31 protein-coding genes and 1 pseudogene are annotated in these 18,082 nt (G+C 45.1%); 15 read left to right on the forward strand and 17 right to left on the reverse strand.

Annotation, left to right across the window (positions count from 1 at the left end; all coding sequences use genetic code 11):
- Window positions 1-82: 82 nt before the first annotated feature.
- The 17 genes from ssb to RDV63_RS05485 all read right to left on the reverse strand — a co-directional run bounded on the left by ssb (window position 83) and on the right by RDV63_RS05485 (window position 10,829).
- Window positions 83-571 (reverse strand): single-stranded DNA-binding protein, encoded by a 489-nt coding sequence (ssb, locus tag RDV63_RS05400; RefSeq protein ID WP_313908486.1) that lies wholly within the window; start codon window positions 569-571, stop codon window positions 83-85.
- A 17-nt stretch (window positions 572-588) separates the two neighbouring features.
- Window positions 589-765 (reverse strand): hypothetical protein, encoded by a 177-nt coding sequence (locus RDV63_RS05405; protein WP_313908487.1) that lies wholly within the window; start codon window positions 763-765, stop codon window positions 589-591.
- 2 nt (window positions 766-767) lie between these two features.
- Complete coding sequence (gene dut, locus RDV63_RS05410) at window positions 768-1,184, reverse strand: dUTP diphosphatase (RefSeq protein ID WP_313908488.1); 417 nt, start codon at window positions 1,182-1,184, stop codon at window positions 768-770.
- A gap of 49 nt (window positions 1,185-1,233) precedes the next feature.
- Window positions 1,234-1,689: a hypothetical protein gene (locus RDV63_RS05415; protein ID WP_313908489.1), complete on the reverse strand. Its 456-nt coding sequence runs from the start codon at window positions 1,687-1,689 to the stop codon at window positions 1,234-1,236.
- A 17-nt stretch (window positions 1,690-1,706) separates the two neighbouring features.
- Window positions 1,707-3,785 carry a phage N-6-adenine-methyltransferase gene (locus tag RDV63_RS05425; RefSeq protein WP_409934819.1) on the reverse strand — a complete coding sequence of 693 codons (2,079 nt, stop codon included), beginning with the start codon at window positions 3,783-3,785 and terminating at the stop codon, window positions 1,707-1,709.
- Complete coding sequence (locus RDV63_RS05430) at window positions 3,782-4,048, reverse strand: hypothetical protein (RefSeq protein WP_313908490.1); 267 nt, start codon at window positions 4,046-4,048, stop codon at window positions 3,782-3,784. The genes RDV63_RS05425 and RDV63_RS05430 overlap by 4 nt, the downstream gene beginning before the upstream one ends.
- A gap of 40 nt (window positions 4,049-4,088) precedes the next feature.
- A complete protein-coding gene (locus RDV63_RS05435; protein ID WP_313908491.1) occupies window positions 4,089-4,925 on the reverse strand; it encodes a DUF2303 family protein in 837 nt (278 codons plus the stop codon).
- Window positions 4,926-4,939: 14 nt separating this feature from the next.
- Window positions 4,940-5,272, reverse strand: a complete 333-nt coding sequence (locus tag RDV63_RS05440; RefSeq protein ID WP_313908492.1) for a hypothetical protein — start codon at window positions 5,270-5,272, stop codon at window positions 4,940-4,942.
- Window positions 5,269-5,442: a hypothetical protein gene (locus tag RDV63_RS05445; RefSeq protein WP_313908493.1), complete on the reverse strand. Its 174-nt coding sequence runs from the start codon at window positions 5,440-5,442 to the stop codon at window positions 5,269-5,271. The genes RDV63_RS05440 and RDV63_RS05445 overlap by 4 nt, the downstream gene beginning before the upstream one ends.
- Before the next feature lie 47 nt (window positions 5,443-5,489).
- Entirely contained in the window at window positions 5,490-6,647 is a 1,158-nt protein-coding gene (locus RDV63_RS05450; RefSeq protein WP_313908494.1) for a DUF1351 domain-containing protein, read from the reverse strand.
- Between the two features lie 2 nt (window positions 6,648-6,649).
- Window positions 6,650-6,922, reverse strand: a complete 273-nt coding sequence (locus RDV63_RS05455) for a hypothetical protein (RefSeq protein WP_313908495.1) — start codon at window positions 6,920-6,922, stop codon at window positions 6,650-6,652.
- A gap of 3 nt (window positions 6,923-6,925) precedes the next feature.
- Window positions 6,926-7,858, reverse strand: a complete 933-nt coding sequence (locus tag RDV63_RS05460) for a RecT family recombinase (protein WP_313908496.1) — start codon at window positions 7,856-7,858, stop codon at window positions 6,926-6,928.
- A 14-nt stretch (window positions 7,859-7,872) separates the two neighbouring features.
- Window positions 7,873-8,739: a PD-(D/E)XK nuclease-like domain-containing protein gene (locus tag RDV63_RS05465; RefSeq protein ID WP_313908497.1), complete on the reverse strand. Its 867-nt coding sequence runs from the start codon at window positions 8,737-8,739 to the stop codon at window positions 7,873-7,875.
- Window positions 8,736-9,005 carry a hypothetical protein gene (locus RDV63_RS05470; protein ID WP_313908498.1) on the reverse strand — a complete coding sequence of 90 codons (270 nt, stop codon included), beginning with the start codon at window positions 9,003-9,005 and terminating at the stop codon, window positions 8,736-8,738. The genes RDV63_RS05465 and RDV63_RS05470 overlap by 4 nt, the downstream gene beginning before the upstream one ends.
- Complete coding sequence (locus RDV63_RS05475) at window positions 8,998-9,378, reverse strand: hypothetical protein (RefSeq protein WP_313908499.1); 381 nt, start codon at window positions 9,376-9,378, stop codon at window positions 8,998-9,000. The genes RDV63_RS05470 and RDV63_RS05475 overlap by 8 nt, the downstream gene beginning before the upstream one ends.
- 235 nt (window positions 9,379-9,613) lie before the next feature.
- A complete protein-coding gene (locus RDV63_RS05480) occupies window positions 9,614-10,096 on the reverse strand; it encodes a hypothetical protein (RefSeq protein ID WP_313908500.1) in 483 nt (160 codons plus the stop codon).
- A 13-nt stretch (window positions 10,097-10,109) separates the two neighbouring features.
- Window positions 10,110-10,829, reverse strand: coding sequence for a LexA family protein (locus RDV63_RS05485; protein ID WP_313908501.1), 720 nt, complete (start codon window positions 10,827-10,829; stop codon window positions 10,110-10,112).
- 11 nt (window positions 10,830-10,840) lie between these two features.
- Between RDV63_RS05485 and RDV63_RS05490 the strand changes: the two genes are divergently transcribed.
- The 15 genes and pseudogenes from RDV63_RS05490 to RDV63_RS05560 all read left to right on the forward strand — a co-directional run bounded on the left by RDV63_RS05490 (window position 10,841) and on the right by RDV63_RS05560 (window position 17,929).
- The gene (locus RDV63_RS05490) at window positions 10,841-11,032 is read left to right on the forward strand and encodes a Cro/CI family transcriptional regulator (RefSeq protein WP_313908502.1); all 192 of its coding nucleotides are present in this window, start codon (window positions 10,841-10,843) and stop codon (window positions 11,030-11,032) included.
- Window positions 11,033-11,036: 4 nt separating this feature from the next.
- Window positions 11,037-11,540 carry a phage regulatory CII family protein gene (locus tag RDV63_RS05495; protein ID WP_313908503.1) on the forward strand — a complete coding sequence of 168 codons (504 nt, stop codon included), beginning with the start codon at window positions 11,037-11,039 and terminating at the stop codon, window positions 11,538-11,540.
- Window positions 11,541-11,751: 211 nt separating this feature from the next.
- A pseudogene (locus RDV63_RS05500) lies at window positions 11,752-11,837 on the forward strand.
- Between the two features lie 18 nt (window positions 11,838-11,855).
- Complete coding sequence (locus tag RDV63_RS05505; RefSeq protein WP_313908504.1) at window positions 11,856-12,047, forward strand: hypothetical protein; 192 nt, start codon at window positions 11,856-11,858, stop codon at window positions 12,045-12,047.
- 2 nt (window positions 12,048-12,049) lie between these two features.
- Window positions 12,050-13,108, forward strand: coding sequence for a phosphoadenosine phosphosulfate reductase family protein (locus RDV63_RS05510; protein WP_313908505.1), 1,059 nt, complete (start codon window positions 12,050-12,052; stop codon window positions 13,106-13,108).
- Window positions 13,109-13,110: 2 nt separating this feature from the next.
- Window positions 13,111-14,022, forward strand: coding sequence for a YdaU family protein (locus RDV63_RS05515; RefSeq protein ID WP_313908506.1), 912 nt, complete (start codon window positions 13,111-13,113; stop codon window positions 14,020-14,022).
- The gene (locus RDV63_RS05520) at window positions 13,970-14,611 is read left to right on the forward strand and encodes a replication protein P (RefSeq protein WP_313908507.1); all 642 of its coding nucleotides are present in this window, start codon (window positions 13,970-13,972) and stop codon (window positions 14,609-14,611) included. The genes RDV63_RS05515 and RDV63_RS05520 overlap by 53 nt, the downstream gene beginning before the upstream one ends.
- Entirely contained in the window at window positions 14,563-14,964 is a 402-nt protein-coding gene (locus RDV63_RS05525; protein WP_313908508.1) for a hypothetical protein, read from the forward strand. Before RDV63_RS05520 ends, RDV63_RS05525 begins: the two co-directional genes overlap by 49 nt.
- A 20-nt stretch (window positions 14,965-14,984) precedes the next feature.
- Window positions 14,985-15,620 carry a hypothetical protein gene (locus tag RDV63_RS05530; RefSeq protein ID WP_313908509.1) on the forward strand — a complete coding sequence of 212 codons (636 nt, stop codon included), beginning with the start codon at window positions 14,985-14,987 and terminating at the stop codon, window positions 15,618-15,620.
- Window positions 15,617-16,099 carry a hypothetical protein gene (locus RDV63_RS05535; RefSeq protein ID WP_313908510.1) on the forward strand — a complete coding sequence of 161 codons (483 nt, stop codon included), beginning with the start codon at window positions 15,617-15,619 and terminating at the stop codon, window positions 16,097-16,099. The genes RDV63_RS05530 and RDV63_RS05535 overlap by 4 nt, the downstream gene beginning before the upstream one ends.
- A complete protein-coding gene (locus tag RDV63_RS05540; RefSeq protein ID WP_313908511.1) occupies window positions 16,092-16,460 on the forward strand; it encodes a RusA family crossover junction endodeoxyribonuclease in 369 nt (122 codons plus the stop codon). The genes RDV63_RS05535 and RDV63_RS05540 overlap by 8 nt, the downstream gene beginning before the upstream one ends.
- Entirely contained in the window at window positions 16,453-17,043 is a 591-nt protein-coding gene (locus RDV63_RS05545; protein ID WP_313908512.1) for a hypothetical protein, read from the forward strand. Before RDV63_RS05540 ends, RDV63_RS05545 begins: the two co-directional genes overlap by 8 nt.
- The gene (locus RDV63_RS05550; RefSeq protein ID WP_313908513.1) at window positions 17,043-17,327 is read left to right on the forward strand and encodes a hypothetical protein; all 285 of its coding nucleotides are present in this window, start codon (window positions 17,043-17,045) and stop codon (window positions 17,325-17,327) included. Before RDV63_RS05545 ends, RDV63_RS05550 begins: the two co-directional genes overlap by 1 nt.
- Window positions 17,293-17,718, forward strand: coding sequence for a hypothetical protein (locus RDV63_RS05555; RefSeq protein ID WP_313908514.1), 426 nt, complete (start codon window positions 17,293-17,295; stop codon window positions 17,716-17,718). The genes RDV63_RS05550 and RDV63_RS05555 overlap by 35 nt, the downstream gene beginning before the upstream one ends.
- On the forward strand, window positions 17,705-17,929 hold the full coding sequence (locus RDV63_RS05560; RefSeq protein ID WP_313908515.1) for a hypothetical protein: 225 nt from the start codon (window positions 17,705-17,707) through the stop codon (window positions 17,927-17,929). Before RDV63_RS05555 ends, RDV63_RS05560 begins: the two co-directional genes overlap by 14 nt.
- Window positions 17,930-18,082 lie beyond the last annotated feature (153 nt).

Here is an 18,082-nt window from a genome sequence, read left to right on the forward strand (position 1 = left end):
CAGGGAAAATAAAATTAATTATCTTCCCTGTTATTATGGTTCGTTCCATTTTGGAACTAGCCACTTTTAGATTATACGTTTCCTAGAACGGTATATCGTCGTCAAAGTCCACAGGTGGTGCATTGTTGATAGATGCCGGAGGACGTTGGTTGTTTGACTGGTAACCACCAGTTTGCTGCACTGGCCTTTGCTGCTGCGCCCGCTGTCCTTGACTGTTGCTTGACTGGCCATCCTGTCTGCCATCCAGCATTTGCAATTCACCTGCGATAATCTCAGTGGTGTAGCGCTCGATTCCGTCTTTGTCCTGCCACTTGCGGGTTTTTAATTTACCCTCGATATACACCTTGCTGCCTTTGCGCAGATACTCTCCGGCTATTTCACCTAAACGGTTATAGATAACAATGCGGTGCCACTCGGTTTGCTCTTTCTTTTCGTTAGTTGCTTTGTCGGTCCAGCTTTCAGACGTTGCTATTGTAAAGTTAGCTACAGCACCACCTTGTGGCATGTAACGAACTTCCGGATCTTGGCCTAAGTTGCCAATTAAAATTACTTTGTTGATGCCTCTGCTCATGTAATGTTCCTTGCTATTTATTGTTTAACAGGGTTGTGGTTTGCGTAATGATTCGCACGAATATCGGCATCGTGATTTATCATCCACGGCTCTATGTTTTCAGTGTTTTTATTTATTTCAAGCCACGCCACGCCATCTTTGAAGCCAGCTCGATAAGTAGTGATTAATAAATCGTGCAACTGCTGCTTTGTCATGGCTAATACCCCGTTGAACCAAAACCACCAGCACCGCGCTGTGTATCTTCCAGATCGTCAACAATAACCACTGGCTCTTGATACACTTGCTGCACAAGCATTTGCGCAATGCGATCACCAGGCTTAAATTCGACAACGGCATGACCGTGATTAATTAAAGCTACGCGCACCTCGCCGCGATAGTCACTATCCACAACTCCAGCCAGGCTATCTACGCCATGCTTTCCAGCCAAGCCGGAGCGAGGCCATATCAGCGCTACCATGCCGTGCGGTATTGCCATTGCGAACCCGGTGCTAACTAAGGCGCGTGCGCCTGGTATTAGCGTTATGTGTTCGTTGCAGTGAATGTCATACCCTGCAGCGTGTTCTGTTGCGCGTTTAGGTGCTTTGGCATTCTCTGCCAGTAGTTTTATTTTCATGTAGTGATTTCCCTCGTTACCATTAAGCCCGATTAGATCAATCCGGTTTTCATCCAGCCATTCTTTTCTTGTCACTGTTAACCACCTGCTCTAGCGCGTTAATCATAATGCTGTATGCCTTATCATAATCTGGATCTGCTACCGGCATCGCCACATATCCCGCATCAAAAACAGCATTACCCTTGTCTTGATCTTGATGTATCAACTTTGTGTGAACCTCATTTAAGTAGGGTATAATCGTTTCTTGCCGGTAAGGTGAAGCCATACGATGAAATTCAGTAATCATGCGCTCTTTTCCGTTTGATTCAGTGGACCAAACAACCAACAAGTAAGACCATTTAAAGGTGCAACCTGCTATGGTTCTGTCTGTTGCTTTACCAGGGATAAACACATGGCCTTTATGCGTGTTGTAGGCGATGCATTTACCCTCGGTAGCTGATAAGCTCATTACTATTGCAACGTCTTTAAGTGTTGCTTGCGCCATTGTTTGCAGGCGCTTTGCCATGTTGCGTTTCTTGCGGATCATATTCTGTAAAACTCCTGCGCTCGCAGCTCAATCATTTGCATAATTGCATTGCCTTGCGCTAGCAAAGCCTCGCGCTCGACGTACTGCATTTGCTGGCCTTTCCAAGTCTTATCGAATACGCATATCGTGACGGCAAAGCCTGCGCTGCTGGCTTCATCTTTTTTCGTTGCTGGCACAAACCACTTTGGCAAATCAAAGCTTATGCGGCCCCGAACAAACGCCAGGTGATCCGCTTCTTCCGGCCACCACACTTCGCTAGTCGCTGACTTTAATAACATAACAATGCGTGCGCCTTTTTCGCGCTCGGCCATAACCTTTTTCATTATGTTACGCATGCCTGTAATAGCTGTGCCGTCGTCGTCGTAGCTGCTGCGTGAGTAGGGCGGGTTAGCGTATGCCTTGCCGCCGTTTAAGTCTGCAGTCCAGTCTTGTAGCAATGCGTTGTTATCTGCAGTGTAAAACTTAGGGCATTTGTTGTTATCGCCATCAGTGAATAGGTCAAGAATAAATGGCCCGAACATGGCATTGATGCCCCAAAACAAAGCATCTGGTGTGCGCCACTGGTCGCCAACTTCGCCCAGCTTGTGCGCTGGCTTTGCTTTTAGTTCGGCTAAAGCGCGGGTGTAGTGGTTCATGCTAGTGGCTGCGCTGGCAGGCTCGGTAATTTCTATTCTATTGGTCATTTGCAGGCTTACTCCATTATTTATCTCTGCAGCGATTCTTTTCCCGATCCAACTCATAACAGATACGGCCATTGAGTTTCCTAAAGCTTTGTATCTGTTACTATCGGACACTTTTTTAAGCTTTGCTTTTTTATCCCCGCAACAATTTGAACATCCATACTTACCTAGTGCTTCTTTAAAAATTAACCCACAGCATTCATACCAATCTGGTATTTCGGTATGGCCATCAGGAAAGCCTTGTAATCTCTCGCACTCAATAGGGGTAAGTCTGCGAACGCTCATTGTTTCAGGGTCAAAAACTCCGTGCATGTGTGTTCTAGTAATTGTATTCTGAGGGTCTATGTCAGTTCCTATGCCGCTACCCATTCTTGGGTTTTTATCGTCACTTGGTCTGCCTTGTACTGTCATTGTGTTTATTGGCAAAACTCCGTGTCTATCTGTATCAGTTAGGCAAGGTGAAATATTAACCATCGGCTCGGTTGCGTTACCTCCGTTCTGTGGTGCTCTGCCAATCCAATTCCCCGGAATCCCGTATGCTGATTCGTTGACCACTGACGGAATTAAGTTGCAGCGCGAAACAACTAGATCCGTAGCGTCTTTGTAATCCCTTGCTTTCATTGTTGATGCAGTGTCATCATCGGAATACTCACCAAAAGCAGCCATCCTAAATGCGCCTAGATTTGAGATTGATTCTCTAGCGCAATTTTCAGTAAAGGCGGTAGTTTCTTTTCCCGCTTTTCTGCTCGGCGCAATATCCCGGCGCACGCCGTCGAACTCAAAAAGAACTTTTGCTGGATCGAACCCGCCTCTAGCGCTTGCGACAAGAAAGACACGCTTGCGTCGTTGGGCCAGTCCGAAATATTGGGCATCAAGAACCCGCCATGCAACTGCTCTTTCGGGGCCAAACACACAACCAGCGTTCGTCCATTTTCCCCCTGATGGGTGTAACTCACCACTTTCTCCGGCAAGCCCTGCAAGGAAGCAACCGAATGCGTTATCTTTTGAGCTAAGGACTCCTGGTACGTTTTCCCAAACGATGATTGATTCTGACTTTGATTGTTCTCTGCGTTTATCGTCAATAGCATTGGCTAGCCTTATATATTCTAAAGTTAATGCACCGCGACCATCAGTAAGGCCACCTCTTAAACCAGCTACACTAAATGCTTGGCAAGGTGTACCACCTACCAGCATATCGGGCGCTGCAACTTCACCTGATTGCACCTTATCTGCTATCAGTGTCATATCGCCAAGGTTAGGAATATCTGGCCAGTGGTGCGCTAACACTGCGCTTGGGAATGGCTCGATCTCTGCGAGCCATGCCGCTTTGTAGCCTAGCGGTTCCCATGCAACACTAGCCGCTTCTATGCCGCTGCATACACTGCCAAATATCATGCCACCACCTGCTGATTTTCCATGCTTTGCATTACCCAACTTGGCAAGCCGCCGTTTGCGTATATAAGGCGGTTTATTTCTAATGCCTTTTCTTTGGCGGTGATAGGGCATGTCGTAAAGCCGTAACCAGGTAAAGCCCAACCTTGCTTTCCTCTACGGCAATCTGCCTTAACTGTAGCGCTGCCTAATACAATATCGGTGCCGTGCGCTGGTTGTCCGTGGTGCTTTATAAATGCCTTTGGCGTGCGTGATGATCTGCTCATGAATTCCACCTTATAGCCGCCGTCCTTGGCTGCTTGTTAATTAACGTAAATTAAAACGACCAATAGTTACCGGGTGATCTAGCTCATTTTGCTGAAATAAGGTTTTTATTATTTCGCTAAACTGCTCTGCAAATTCTTGCTGCATTTGCTCATGCTTTACAATTCTCGCAATAAGCAATGGCTTGTCGCGTGAAGTAATAACCGAAATGCGCAACTTAAAGGCTGCAACAGGTAGCCCAGCATAAGGTGAGCATGCAAAGGTAAATTCTGCGGGTAATGAGTTTTCAGCATTAACGCTCATACTTTCTAAAGCTGAACGCTCAGAGCTAAAGTTTTTCTGTTCGCTTTCTGATTTAGCGGTGGCGGTAATTGTGATCCGCCGTATAGCTGAAACTGCTTTTGCTAATGACATTTCTTCGCCGCTGTCATTTTTGCACGCTATATTTAACGCCCAATCTTCCATAAATTCAGCAAAGTCACGCTGCTCTAATTTATCTCCGGCGAATTGCAGCAATGCTTTGTATTCTGCTGTTTTATCTAATGTAAGAGTTGCAGTGTCATCAGCATGACCAGGTATATTGGTGCAGCCAAAGTTAAACACGTTAATCGCACTCATTTTTTCTGCGTTAACAAAACAGTGCATTGTTTCCTGCTCACGAAAGCCAACATAACCTATGAACTGACTGATAATGTTTGTTGCCATGTCACCACGAAAACGCAAACGGTTGGCTTGGTGAGACTCCAAATTAACAACATTAAAGCCATCAGGAACAACGGCCAGCGGCATTAAGCACTCAGCATTAACAATGCTGTTGGTTAGCTCTTTTTGGGTTTCAGCTTGTTTTAATAATTCAATTGCACTTTTATCTAATGACATTTTTTATCTCTCTATTAGTTATCAATAACATGACCGGTTTTGCCGAAGAACTGCCCTTGATTTTCAGGGAAGAACGTAAGCTTGCCTTTTTCACCAACGTACATAGGCGTACTCATGGTTTCGTTTTCTTGCTGCTTACCGCGCAAGGTAGGGCGGGTAAACTTTAAGTCGTGCTTAACCATTACTTGCTGTGGTGAAAGCGGCTTTACAGTTAACTTAATAGTTATTTCACCACCTGACTCGTGGTCCATAACTGCACCAGCAACAATACTAATTACTTTGCTTAGCTTTTCTTCAAACTGACCGCCATCTAGGTCGGCAATGAACTTATCTACGGGTGTACTCATTTGCTTATTTCCTCTGCTAATTGTTTTACTTGGTTTACGCTGTACCGTGGTCGGTTAAAGCCTGACAGCCGATTTAATTTGTTAGCTTTTTCAAGGCGCTGGATTGTTCTAGGGTGTACGCCTACCATCTTTGCCGCTTCGGTTTGGTTTACTGTTAAATTTGATTGCATTGCTTATTACCTCTGCAATAAGCGGCGGTGTTACCCGCCGACACTGGTTAAACGTGGCTAGCTACTAGGCTGCCTTTAATGATAATGGCGTGTGGCAAATTGCCGCTTTCTCTTGTCCATATCCCGACCTTTTCAGCGTCAATACCTGATGCGATTAAGCAAGCTTCGCCAAAGCTGCAGTTATGGAACGTAGCTGTTGTTGGTGAATCTACTGGACCAATAGCGTGCTTAACTGCTTGTTCACCCATACTGATAGGTGCAACGTGTGGTTGTGGCGCACGCTTAAACTGTTCGGCTTGCTCGGCTAGCTGGGCTTGCGCTTGTTGCTTGGCTTCGGCTAATTCTGCTTCGTGGGCAAGGCGGTCTTTTTCACGCTGCTTGTCGGCTTCTGCTCTATCTGCCTCTGCCTTTGCTGCACGCTGTTCAGCTTCGGCTTTATACTTAGCTTGCTCTGCAGCTCTTTTGTCTGCTGCTTCACGCGCTCTGGCTTCGCGCTGTACTTCTGTTTCAAGTAATGACGCAAGGCGCATGCTGTATTCGTTGTCGTCAGCAAATAAAAACGGTTCAACATGGCGGCGCTCTAGTGCTACTGCTAAACCAGCTTTATAACTTTCATTTTCAAGTTTTAATAAGCGCATTTCTGTTTGCGTTTGCAGCTGTAAGTCGGCACTAATGCGCTCGTCTACTGCTGCTTTAGATTTAGCAGTCAGGTTGCCAGTAGCGGTTAACGTGCTTAATGTAACTAAGCCATCAACGGTTGCACGCTGAAACTCTGGCTGTATGCCTTTAGCTTCGCCTTGTTCGATTAAGTAAGCTTGCAGCGCATCGTGGGCAATGGCTTTTTGTTCATCTTCAAAGATCTTTACTTGTTCAACTAGCTTGGCACGCGCATCAACTAGCAAGGCTGCAAGTTGCTTAACCTGCTCTTTCGCTTCGTTAATTGGCTCGCTGGCTTCATCAATAACCACTTTGCCGCGACTTTTAACTTCGGTTGCCATTTTATTTAGCTCGGTGCATAGCTTTTTGGCATCGGCTAGTGTCTCTGCTGTTACCACTACATCATAGGCTTGTAGTTGCTCAACAAAGTACGCACGCACTTCATCAAAGTTGCCAGCAATAACGGCATGCTTTTTAATGGCTACCACTAGCTCGGTTGATTCAACCTGATCTTGCTCAACTTGGGTTAATTTTTCTGCTGCTGACATGGTTATTCTCCGCCGTTTAAATTTAATGTTTCTGCCGCTAACTCATTAAGAATGGATAGTCGCTGTTGTAATGGGGCAAGTTTTGCCTGTGCTTTTTCTATCTTGATTGTTAGCAGCTGCCTTATATCTGCATCATCAAATGCGTAACCGGACATTGCGTAGCGACTGCCAACCTCTAAAGAAGATCCGTTCGGGTTTTCAAGGGCTTTAGCTAGAGTTTTAATTTCACCCTTTAATTTTCCGGCATCATTTTTTAGCTTGTCTAGGTATTCCACGGCTTATTCTCCTTGCTTGGCTTGAGTTTCTTTAATTTGTGCTACACGGTTGTTGTAAGCTTTAACTAGCTCTGTGTATTCATGGCTGCCGTTAGTAAACAATTCGGCAACACTAGCTTTCCAGCGCTTGAAATCGTTGTTATCAATGCACATGCCTAGTTCTTCTAATAGGTTTGTGAAGTCAGGGTTATTGGCGGTAACTTCTGGTTCATCGTCAAAATTAGGCGCTACTGCGTGGCTGCTTTGCGCCTGGGCAGTAACTACTTGCTCAGCTTCTATTGCTGGCTCTTGTTTTGTTGCTGCCTTGCGTGCTTTTAAGCTAGTTTTGGCTACTGGTGCGCCGTTAGTTGCTTGTGGCGCAGGATTAATTTCACGCTCTGGCATTTCTTGCAGCTCGTCAGGCGTATAAACACCAAGGATTGCACCAGGTGCATAAGCACGGCCCCAATTCTTAACCTGCAAGTAGCCAAGCTGTTGCTTAGGGTTAGTTTTCCATAAAGGGCTGTTTTGAATTTTTACATCAGCGATACAAAGCCACTGACCAAAAACAACCTCGGTTTCGCCGCGAGGAATGGCGCCTACACGGCAAGAAAGCTTTTGCCCCTCGCCGTCATACTCATAATGAAAACGGCCAACTACCGAGCCTGACGATTGCAATACGGCGTTAACCAATTGTGCTTCGTAACCTAAAGTACCGTTAACTAAGTGCGTTTTTTGTGCTACGGCAAAAGGGTTCATGCCCCACTGTGCTGCTTGCATTGCTACTGCTAAGCAATCTGCTGTTGATTTTTGCAAGTGCTTTGGCACGGTGACGTTGCCCGACGCCATAACCTCAGCAAATTTATATAAGCTTTGCATGGTTTGCTGATTCATCAGCATGTTTGCTGTGCCGGTACTTACATCGGCATTAGCGTCTACTACTGCTAAGTTGGTCATAACTATCTCCAAGTTTATTTATTTGCCCAACGTGGGCGTTTTAATTCACGTATATGCAGCCAATCGTTGTTCTGCTTGCATTGTGCGTAAGTGGTTAGGTCGCGCCGGTACAGGTCGTAACCGTCGTTAACCCATAGATCTTCTAGTTCAACAACGTCAACACGGTAGCGGCCTGCGCTAATGGTTGAGTCGATAACTAGAAACAAGAAAGTGGGTTCTTCGCCAAAGTGGGCTTTATAGCCGTCGCAGTACATGGCGTGCTGTACGTGGTAGCGGTAATCTTCAACGTGCCGTTCTAGGCGACTAATATCAGCGCATTTTTTTACGTCGATAATTACTGGGCCTAAATCGCTGTCGGTTATGTGTCTGTCTGGACGAACGCGGCATTGCTGCCCTGTTTCTTTGTCTGTCCAAAATATACTTGCTTCGTTTTGACCAGGTGCGGCCATAAGGCGGCGAACCATTGGGTGTGCGTAAGCGCTGTCACGCATTAGCTTTAACTGGCGGTCAACTTCGCTTGCTAGCACAATTTTATTTTCTGCCTGCACTTCGACCATAAAGCTGTCTCGGCTAGCCTTGCCGTCATTAGAGCGCAAGTTAAAATCAGGCATAATGATAAAACGGTCGGAAAATTCTTCTGGCTCTAACATAGCGCAGTGCAAGGCAGTGCCAACGTCTAGCGCATCAAGCTTTTCAGTATCAACCGGTGCGTCTTTTTGCCATTGGTATGTGCTTGGGTTGCCAGCAATAAGGTCTAAGCCTGATTTGCTAATCGCTTCGGCTTTGTGGTACTGCTCGTTGGTTAAGTGCAAGTACAAGCCGTCGTCAAAGTCTGAGTTATCAATAAAGTCAAAAGGGCTTACTGCGTGAAGTGCGCTCATGCCTTAACTCCTTGCTTTGGTGAAAATGCACGCTTTAAAGCAGCTATAGCTTGTTCTACATTGCTACACTTAATTGCATAGCGTGATTTAAAAGCACGGTACTCGTCGTTAGTGATGCTGTGCTTTTTGTAAAACTCGCGTTTAGCTTCCAAAATAATAAAAGCGTCAGCTTCGGTTTCTTCGTTAATCGCATTGGCGTAAGCCATGCTTAGGTCGTGAAATTCATTAAGGATTACTGTGCGCTCGGCACTGAATTGATTAAGCATGACGGCGATCCTCTATGTTGATAGCTTCAACCAGAGCACGGCCTTTCTCGCTAATGCCGTAATACCACTCGCCAAAAACATCACCACCTAAGCGGCGCAGCAAACCTAACTGCAATAAGCGCTTAGCTAGCGCCTCTGATTGCTGCTTAGTTACCGTTATTTCATGTATTTGGAATTGAATTGATTTCCAAGATAAAGGCGTTGAATCAAAAAGGAATGCGTCGTAAAGCTCGTAAGCTACAAATACAGCTGTACGTTCCTCTAGCGTTAGCTCGTGGTAAAGCGGCGATGTGCAATACTCGCCACCGCGAACCTTTATCACTACTGGAATGATTGATTTAGCTTTTACCTGGTGCGCTTGTAAGTAAGTCATTTATTTGCTTCCTAAAGTTATTGCAGCAACGAATAGAACTAAAACAGCCGCAGATAAAACCCGTAACAAGCGGTCTTTTAGGAATTGTTTGTTTGTTGTAGTCATAGTATTTCTGCCAAATGAATATTAACTATTGTTAAGTTGAATTTAACTATAGCTAAGACAAAAAGCAAGGCAGAAAGTTAACTATAGTTAAAATAGTTAGAGCTTTTACTCTATTTGAGTTGGCTGGTTTTTATTCGTCGAGGTACTCGACTTCGTGGATAGACCAAGATTGTATCTTGTGGCCGCTTGGTAAATTAAGTGAGAATGATCTTGATCCGCTAGAGAAAGGGTTTGTTGCGGCATCTATTTTAAAGATTCTTTCAGGCAGATCGTTAGCTGTTACCTTAATAGTTATGCTTACAAGCTGCTTATTTAATGCGTTATGGAAGTTTATTTCATGGTCAACATTAAGCCTATTGAAGTAACCAGGTGCTGTTCTGCGTATGGTTGCACCGGTTAGTGCTGACGACGCTTCCCCACCAGAGAGTGTTACCGTTTTGGCTTTTTTAAATGGGAATTTTGCGCGGCACGCTCTTGCTATCTCCCTGGCTGCAACGTTACTAGATACGTTTTTCATATTGCTTGTTATGCAATCTTCGTAATTATCTGGACCAAACCAGCTAGCATTTACATTGAAGCTAAAAAGTAACGCGGTCACAATAATAACTTTCATAAATCCCCTTTTATCAAAAGTCTTGTACCACCTGCTTTACTACGCCGATAATGGTGCAATTACCGTTAATAGGCATTAACGGGTAAGCTGGGTTAAATGGTTTTAAGTATTTTTGCCCGGCATCTTCTATAAACTGTTTAAGCGTGCTTTCGCCGCTGCTTAGCCTAGCAACTACAACCTTACCAGAAACCGCCGCCATGTCTGGATCAACAATAACCACTGCGCCCTCTGGTATAGACTTGCCACCTGTGTAGCTAGTCATGCTGTCACCTATAACCCTGAGTGCAAAACCTCTAGGGCCAACTTTTGCTGTTGTTGGGTACTGCATTGCTTCTTCTTGCACATCTACGACTTCCGTTTCTAACCACTTACCGGCCTGTATCCATGATATTAAAGGCACTGTCCCGCGTAAGTCTGGGCCAGCTTCTACGTTAGATGTACTGCCGTGAAGCAGGTAATCAAGGCTAACTTTTAATGACTTAGCTAATGCTGGTAAATGTTTAGATTTAGGTTCTGAGTCGCTACTTTCCCACTTAGAAACCGAAACCCCACTAATACCAATAGCCTTGCCAAGCTGATCTTGAGTATAACCAAGGTCTGCTCTTAGCCGTTTAATTCTACTATTGATGGTTTCTTTTTTCATAAAGTCATTATAAAGCAGCTTGACTAAACTATATTTATAATCAATCATGTTAACTATAGTTAAGTTTGAGCCGTTATTTACGTTATCCATAAGGCACCGCCATGAAGAAATCAGACGTTTTAATTTACTTTGGCTGTCCGTCAGCCGTAGCTAAAAAGCTAGGCGTGACAGCAGCAGCTATCTCCAAATGGGGCGACCTAATACCTAAAGGTCGAGCTTACGAATTGGAGAAAATTACGAAAGGAAAGCTAAAGGCTAACCCTAATTTATATCTAAAACCGTTACGAGATTAGAATAATGGATTTATCAAAAAAGAACATGCGCCAACCGAGCAGGGCTTCTCAAGATCCCATGTACGCTGCAGCCAGTATTACCGACGACCACAACATATCTGCACTGGCAAAGCTAATGGGGAAGAACGAAAAGACCTTGGCAGCAAAACTTAATAATGATCACGAATACGACAACCATCATTTGCACTTTGTTGAAGTAATAGCCCTTACAGAGCTAACCGATGATGAAAGAATTTTAAAAGCCTGGGCGACTAGCCGAGGTAAAGCATTAATAAACCTACCTACAAGTAATCTTACAGACGACGAATTAAGCGACCTATTGCTTAGCGTGCAAGAAAGCGTAGGCGTGCTGTCTGGCGCCATACGCGCATCAAGAGCAAACGGCGTTATATCTGAATCTGCTTATGCCGGAGTAAATAAAGCGACATTAGTAAGCATTGAATTATTGCTGCAGCTTGACGCTGAAATTAAAGCAATGGTGCGCGATTGGGGTGATAGCCACATTTGATTTCATCCACCGCCAAGCCGGTAAGTGGCGGTAATAACACCGGCAGATAGTAACACGGAAACCTTTTAAAAAATCTCCCCGTGGGCGCTATCGGACTGATAGGAAAGACTATCACTTTAGTTTATTGGGTTGGCACCTGCGTCAAAAAAGCCTGCTCGACTCCGGACTTGCAATCCGGCAGGTGCCAACGCCAATAAATTAAACAGTTTACGCAGTAGAGATTGGACCGAGTGGCGGTTTAAATCCGCACTTCTGATTATGAAATGCTTGCCGGTTCGATTCCGGCCTGCTGCACCAATTATCAACGAGGGATTAATGGCAGATAACGCAGACGAAGCACAAACGTTAGTTGAATTACAGCTAAGCATAAGCTTGAAAAACAGAAAAGTTGGTTTACGCAACATAGGAAAATGCCATTGGTGCCAAGAAAGTATAAGCGATAACGCGCACTTCTGCGACACCGATTGCCGCGACGACTATCAGCAAGACAAAAGGCGCAGAGGTTAATTATGAAAACTAACATCGTTAGCTTTAGCGGCGGCAGAACGTCGGCCTACATGGTTCACTACATAGAGCAAATGCGCAAAAACGGCACGATGAAAGGGCCAGTTGAATATATCTTTATTGATACCGCTGCAGAGCACCCTAAAACCTATGAGTTCGTTAAGCGGTGCGCTGAGCATTTTAATATTAACCTAACGCTACTTAGGTCAGTGATTAACCCTGAACTTGGCATAGGCGTTACCTATAAAATTATTAGTTGGGAAGATTTAAAGCCTGACCTAGAGCCGTGGCGAGCAATGTTAGCGAAGCATGGAACACCGTTTAACCCTGGCGGCGGTTTTTGCACGGATAGACTGAAAAGTACCGTGTCGAATAAGTATGCAGATGAAACTTTCGGCAAAAACAACACTGTTCAATGGATTGGCTATCGCAGTGACGAGCCTAAAAGAGCCTGGGGTGATAAAGCCTATTCAATGCTAATAAAGCGCGGGTATGACACAGAATCGACCGCAGATCTGATGCGTGAATGCTTGGCTAGTGACGATTACGAGCATTATTTGGCTTCTAGGTTTCCCGCAGGTCAAGACCTCTTTGGTTCATCCGCAGGGGTATCTATCTTACCTGAGCTAGTAAAGCGAATAAAGCAAACTAAGAAAATTGGCTTTAGGTTCCTACTAGAAATATCTGATTTTGATAAGCGAGATATTTTATATTTTTGGGAGAACCAACCATTCAATTTAGAGATAGATGAATGGTCAGGTAACTGCGTTTTCTGCATAAAGAAAGGCGAAAACAAAGTGGCGTTAGCTATTAAAGATAACCCTGTTATGGCCCAAGAATTTATCGACCTTATTAATGAAGATACCGTTCGCGATATGAATAGAGTATTCCCAAAAGAAGTTATGTATCGAGGCCACCAATCACTAGAGAGCATAAGAGCAACGTATGCAGATATCAGCAGAGAAGAGCTTATCGCCAGCATTAGAGGAAGTCACAGCCTTGATACCGGAAGCTGCTCAGAGTCGTGCGAGCCGTATAGCGACCAATTAGAGTTAGGGGTTTAGCAATGAATTTCTACCCGCATCATATCGGCGATTTCAACAACGCAACGCGACATTTAACACGTGTTGAACGTTCGTTGTACAGAGACTTAATAGAACTCTATTACGACACTGAACAGCCGTTGCCTGCTGATGATTATGATCGGTTAGCACGAAGGGTTATTGCTGTTACAGAAGAAGAAAAAAGCGCTTTACAGTATGTTTTAGACGAATTTTTTACCTTAGAAGATGGCGTTTATAAGCATGAGCGATGCGACATTGAAATTGAAAAGTATCGTAATGTTAGTAGCGCCAAAGCTAGAGCAGGCAAGGCTTCTGCGGAAGCAAGGAAGAAAAAGGCAGCGCCAAAAAAGAAAAAAGCAACATCTGATAGCGAACACAATTTAACAGGTGTTGAACAGGTGTTGAACGTATGCGCAACTAACCAAGAACCAAGAACCAAGAACCAAGAACCAATTAATAAAGATATATGTGCCGCTAAAGCTGGCACGAATCAATCTGACTGCCGTGAAGTTTTTGAACACTGGCAGCAGGAAATGAATCACCCAAAGTCAAAGCTTGACCAGAAGCGCACCGGTCTAATTAAAAAAGCAATCAAACTTGGCTACTCCATTGAAGATTTGAAAAGCTGCATAACCGGTTACACCCACTCAGCATTTCACATGGGCCAGAACGAAAACGGCACTCGGTTCGATGGCTTAGATTTAATTCTGCGCGACGCTAGCAAAATAGATTTTGGATTACAGCAGTTGCAAACAGCAAATAAACCAGGAACGAAACCAAATGGCTACCAGCAAACCAATAGCAATCACAACGCAGGCAATCATGGGCGCATTGAGAACAACACAGAACGAGCCATGCGCATTGCAAGAGAAGCAGCAGAACGAATTGAAAGCGCGGGTAGCACAAGCCACTGAAAAGCTAAAAGCTGAATTGCTGCCGGTACTGGTTTTGTATTACCCAATTTTTGCAGCACAGCACTGCAGCGACGATAAAAACTTACAAGCGGTTATGGCTCAGTTTGCAGAGCGAATGATTGCTGAGGGCGTAACGCTGAAGGGGTTTATGTACGGCGTAGAGCAGCTAAAGAAACGCGCCGGATCATCTGCGTTTATTTTAAACCCGCAAGCCTTTGCTGAATTGTGTCGCGGTAACACCGGTAACAGCTTGCCAACGCTGCGCGAAGTGACCGACGAGATAATACAACGCCGTGGACGCGAGAAGCACAACGACCAATTTAAGTTCAGCCATGAGTTGACCAGGCTAATCAACGTGCGAGTGGGCGCAATGATTTACGAGCTAATCAATATGGAATTTGAGCGCACAGTTAAAAAAGAATACGAAAGCTGGGTTAAGCGACTTGAAGCAGGCGAAGAATTGCCACAGCCGCAGAAGTGTTTGGGCAACCTGACGAAACCAGACTTGCCAGCTTATTTGCAAGAAAAGCTGAAACCGACATGCAAAGCTGCAAAATTGGCCGCCGCAAACGCACGCAGAGAGGTTTAAAGGGGGTGAGCAATACCAACGCTAGGGTAAATATCAGTGATAACAGCCAGCAAGCGCAGGTTAAAGATTACAACTTATGCAACCTGAGCGAGCAAGACCGAAGAATTGCTGATATTGACAACCAAGTTTGCCGCTGGCTGTTCTTAAACCGCAACGGGAAAATAGGCAGGCCGGATATTCAAAGAGCATTGCAGCAGTTAGCAGTTGCAGATCGGGAGCTATACCGCGAGCGACTGAACATTTACGCGCCAAGATTTAAAATCGAAGCGTCAGTGCAGAAAAACGCTAGGCCGGAAGTATGGCAGAAGATGGTTAACAATTTTAAAAAAGAAATAGCCCAGCTAGGGCAGTGATAAAACTTGGAGAGTGACGCATGAAAGTTCCAGAGCAGCACCTTATCGACGAGTGCGATATCGAAGTGCAGAAATATATTGATTACCTTAGTGTTTCTAACGCATCCCTAAGAGGGGACTTGCTGCGGCTTGACGGTAAAATTCAGAGCATGGCTAACGATTACAACTTGCTTGAAAATGACTTAAAAGTTAAATCTAGTTGCTTGCTAAACGAAATAGCGGCAAGGGACGCGCTCAGTAAGTTAATTAAGTCAATGTGCAGTACGCCACTTACATCAGACGGCATTCGTAGCGCAATAGTTGGCTTGCCAGATAGGCCAGAGGATATAAACGAAAAATCTGATCATGTGCAGGAATACGTCAGGTCGGTTGAGACGCTTGTTGAGTTTTTACTTAATCACATTGAAAAGCTAGATGCGCTTGATTTGAGGAATAAGAAATCACAACTAGACCAGTTTGCTATGGCTTCAATTGCAGTGGCGCATGAGCAGGTGCAGGTGTTGCCGCAAGCAACGCTTAAGCGAATGATTGGCAAGGGAGATTCAGCATTACCTATTACCGGTAAGAACGTGCGCCAGGCTGTTGCCATCACCGCCTACATGATGGCCGAAGCCATGCAAGCAGAGTCGCATAAGCGACAAGGGGGTGCGGCATGAAACTGGACAAAATCATAGCCGGCATAAAACAAAACATAGCCATCCGTCAAAAAGGCGTTCATGCAGATCATGTGATGGTTGACCGCCGTGAATTACAGATCATTATGGCGCACTTTGAAGATATGGAAACTGAACTGCGGATTATTCACGCTCGCAAGACAGGTCTGAAAGATAACTCTACTGCAACTGAATACGCAATGTGCTGTAATGCTTTAACCCCACAACAAAACGGCGGTTTTCCCACTGAGCAATGCAACTACGTTAAGCACCAAAGCAGCCAGCCAGATATCTACCGCATGCTTACCGAACAGAACCCGGAGCAGCGAACCGAACACCGCAAGCCAGTAACCTCATTCGATTGGGAGTTGCTACAGGCAATGAACCACTTAACTGCAGCAATTAGTTGCACCGACGACGTTAGAGCAGCGCAGCTAACAGCGGCTTTAAACATTATTAAGGGGGTTAGTGCAGATGATTAATCTCGCTTTGCCCTATCCACCAACCATCAACAGCTATTGGCGCAGTGCCAGAGTAGGCAAAGGCGTTAAAGTTTACATTAGCGACAAAGGCCAGCAGTTCAGAGTCGATACAATGGTTGCTGTGCTTAGGGCTAAAGCAAATAAGAAATTAACTACCAGGTTAAGCGTAGAAGTCCATTTGCACGCAGCAGATAAGCGCAAGCGCGACATTGATAATGTTTTAAAGTCATTGCTCGATGCACTAGGGCATGCCGGTGTTTACATTGACGATAGCCAGATTGACCAATTAACCGTCCTGCGAAAAGGAAACGTCAAGGGCGGTCAGTGCCAGGTATTTATTACGGAGTGTGCGCATGATTAGCATAGAACGTTTGTACTCGCGGCAAGTTCCTAAGTCGCTTAACGCAGAGCCTACGCCAAGGGGCTTAGTTGCGCTAACGCTTGAGGACATACTCAACATCATTGGCAGAGTGCAAAGCAAGCACATGATTGGGTCGTTTATACTTGATGCACGAATAGCGTTAGACAAAAAAGCACAAAATAGAGTTGTACTAGCGCTGCAATCACAGCTGCAGCACGGCGGCATGAATGAGCACCTGGCGCTTGGCTTGGCCACAACATCAGTAGCCGAGGTCTGCGATACTAACATTTGCCCTAAGTGCAAAGGCACCACTAAAGCATACAGTAAGCGGTACGATAAACTGTTCGAGTGCAGCCGGTGTAATGGCGTTGGGCGGATTATTTTAACGCACGACCAGCTATACAAAGCAATTAACCGCTTTATGCCTGCAGACCAGAAGCTTACGCAAGTGGAGTTTCAGCGCAAGCACTACGATAACTATATGGATTGCGTAAACGAATTGCATATCGAAGCAGGTAATGCGTCGAAGTGGGCTAAAGAGTTGTTGCGGCGCATAGAAACCAATTGGTCAGGGGTGGAGTGATGAAATACGGAAAAAGCTTTCCGTCAACAATGGAACGGATATTTAGCGAACTAGCCACCTATGGCTTTACGTTCCATACTGTTAAAGGTGATGGCACTATCCGCGGTCATTCGATAAATGAAGTTTTTATTGACGAAGCGCCAAACGTTGGCACTACTGGCTGGACTGTGCAGAATCGCCTGAACTGGGCAACGCTATTACTTTGCCACCACTGCAACCTTAAGCGCGATATATTTTTCAGGAGACACAATGAGCCAGTCGATTCATACATTCAAAATGCCTGACTTTAAAGTCGATAGAGCCGACTTGCTTAACTGCGATACTGGCGACCGCATTCACGATATGGCCAAGCAGTTTGCTATGGATATCCAGAAGAAAAAAGACGATATCATTAAAGACCAGCTTAACTGTTACCTTGGCCGAACTGATTGGACGATAGAAGAACTAAAGGGGCGCTGTGAGTGTTTAATACCTATTGCTTTGCCTTACGGTAAGCGCACTGAAACATTTGTGATTGACGGCGTTAAGCTGGTGACATTTCACCCTGCAACGCAAGCTATAACGCAAGGCTATCCATTCGATAGCGGCATGACTAGTATGCGCGCTGAGTTTAAATACCAGATACACGGGCAGCCTGGTGATTGCAGGGGGATGCGGATTTATGCCAAATATTGACAAGCTAAAACTAAAAGAAGATATATTTAACTTAACGCGAAGCAATGCAACGGTTAAACATTACAATAATGCGGCTTTATCGCAGCGCGTACCATACGAACAGGCGCTTGAAATGATGGTGATAGCTTTAGCAGAGCAGAACAAAACAATGTACGACAGGCTTGTGCAGCTGGAAATGGAACGCATAGCGCCAAGCATTTTCGCAAGATGATCATGCCGACACTTGACATTAAAAACAAAAAGCTTATTCTTGCTCTAACTCTGGGAAAATGCACCTAGAGTTAAATTAAACCCGCTTAGTGCGGGTTTTTTGCTTTCTGCTATCTGCAAAAGCGCATTAGTTTTAATTTTACTACTCCAGGTA

The sequence above is a fragment of the Rheinheimera sp. MMS21-TC3 genome, assembly GCF_032229285.1.
GTDB lineage: Bacteria > Pseudomonadota > Gammaproteobacteria > Enterobacterales > Alteromonadaceae > Alishewanella.